Source organism: Pirellulales bacterium (assembly GCA_036490175.1).
Taxonomy (GTDB): Bacteria; Planctomycetota; Planctomycetia; order Pirellulales; family JACPPG01; genus JACPPG01.
The window spans coordinates 1-2,294 of record DASXEJ010000033.1 but is presented as its reverse complement, the minus strand read 5'-3'; the positions used below and the strand labels follow the sequence as shown (position 1 = coordinate 2,294).

The following is a 2,294-nucleotide window of genomic DNA, read 5'->3' as shown; positions in this document are numbered from 1 at the left end:
CGCGAGAAGAAAGTTGCCAAAAAGACCGATGCCGCGCAGCGGCTCCGCACGGCTCTGATCAAATGCACGAAAGGCCAACTGATTGAAGTCCTCGTGGAATTGGCGGACGAGGATCGGGTCATTCTCCGTCGGCTTGCTGCGCGCATCGAACTGAAGGCCTCGCCCCAAGAGCTTGCCGCGACGACGCGCCAAGCGATCGCCGATGCGACCGATTTCGATCAGCGCGACGCCAACCATAATTTTGCCTACGACTACGAAGCCTACGAGGAAGTCCGACGCAACTTGATGCGATTGATCGATCTGGGTGAGTTGCGTCTGGCGATGGAGCTTTCGCTCGAGCTGATGAAGCAGGGCAGCTATCAAGTCGAAATGAGCGACGAGGGGTTGATGACAGAAGACATCGAGGGATGCTTGATGCCGGTCATTCAGATCCTCGAGAAATCCGACCTGCCATCGGACGAGGTGGTGGCCTGGTGCGAGGCCATGACGAAGCGTGACGGCGTGGGATTCATCTGCGAGGGGCAACTTCAATCGCTGCAAAGCCGCTTCAAGACATAGCGGCCGTAATCACCCGCCGTCGATTCCTGGCGGAGGCACCCGGCACCGGCTGGAAACGGACCGGAAATCTCACGCCATCTGCGGGCCGACCGCAACTCGCCGGCGTCTCCAACTGCCGCGACCCCTCGCCAGCATTCCCCGCCGCACCCTTGTCGGCCGCAGGGGCACCCGTTTTTTCACGCTTGCCGGAAGGACACAACCGTCTCGAAGAGCACATCCTTCCGAAGCTGGGCCAAAGGCCGATCGCAGACATCACCGCACCGGAGGTTCTCGCTATGCTCCGCGTCGTTGAAGGGAGGGGGGCTCTGGAGACGGCCCGGCGCGTAATGCAGATGTCCGGGCAAATCTTGTAAGCGTTCACGGATTTTTGGGTAAATCGGTATTCGAGGTTTTGTAGGTGATCGGGTAACTTGGCGGCGCTATGACGCAGCCCGCCGACAAGCCGTGCCCGAATTGCGAAGTCCTTCAGCGACGCGTTGAAGGCCTGGAGCAACGCTTGGCCGTTCTGGAAGCCGAGTTGGCCAAGGCCAACAAGAACTCGGCGAATTCCTCCAAGCCGCCTTCCAGTGACTTGGTCAAACCGCCGCGGCCCGCCGTCGCCAATGGCGGCAAACGGAAACGCGGAGCGCAGCCCGGTCATCCGCGACACGAGCGGACTCGGTTTGCTCCCGACGAAATCGACCATACGTTCGATTATTGTCTGACGCATTGCCCCGACTGCGGCGGCGAGCTCCGGTCGCGGAAGGTCGAGCCGCGCGTCGTCCAGCAGGTGGAAATCGTTGCCACGCCCATCGAGATCAGCGAACATCGTGGGCACGCCGGTTTTTGTCCCTGCTGCCAGAAGGTTCACTATGCCGAGATTCCCACGGCGATTCGCCATGCCGGGCTGATCGGTCCCCGCTTGACCGCGCTGGTTGCCTTTCTCAAAGGAGGTTGCCATTGTTCGTTCACCACGATCCGCAAATTCCTCCGCGACGTGGTGGGCGTGACGGTCAGTCGCGGGCACCTGCGCAATGTTTGTGCCAAAGTGGCCGACAGTCTCGACGGGGCCTACGAGGAATTGCTGGACGCCGTGACCCAACAGGCGGTACTCAACGTCGACGAGACGGGGCACAAGGAATATGCCCAACGGTTGTGGACCTGGTGCTTTCGCGCCGCCAGCTTCACGTTGTTCAAGATCGACCCGTCGCGGTCGTCGGAGGTGTTGGTCGACGTGTTGGGGGAGGAGTTCAAGGGCGTGCTCGGGTGCGACTACTTCAGCGCCTACCGCAAGTACATGAACGACTTTGGCGTCCTGGTGCAATTCTGTTTGGCGCATCTGCTCCGCGACATCCGCTTTCTGGTCGAGCATCCCAACTCCCGCAATCGGGCCTATGGCCGGCGGGTGCAGCAAGCGATGCGTGAGATGTTCGCGGTGATCCATCGCCGCGACAAGTATTCCGCCGATGACTTCGTGGTCGAGCTGCAAAATGCGGGCGACGAACTGGTGGCCCAAGCCACGTACCGCGTGCCCAGCACGAATGAAGCCCAGAACTTGGCGGAACGCTTTGCACGACACGGCACAAGTTATCTGCGATTCATCACCACGCCGGGCATCGAGCCGACGAACAATCTGGCGGAACAGGCGATTCGCTTCGTGGTGATTGATCGTTTGGTGACTCAAGGATCGCGGAGCGAAGCGGGCCGGCGGTGGTTGGAACGCATCTGGTCGACGATGGCTACCTGCGCCCAACAAG

Annotated in this window: 2 protein-coding genes; both read left to right on the top strand. The window is 60.8% G+C overall.

The features are described 5' to 3' along the window. A partial coding sequence (locus VGG64_02985) for a hypothetical protein (GenBank protein ID HEY1598536.1) occupies positions 1-558 on the top strand: 558 nt, incomplete at its 5' end. Positions 559-979: 421 nt separating this feature from the next. Further along, positions 980-2,294: IS66 family transposase (locus VGG64_02980; GenBank protein ID HEY1598535.1), on the top strand; the 1,315-nt coding region annotated here is incomplete at its 3' end.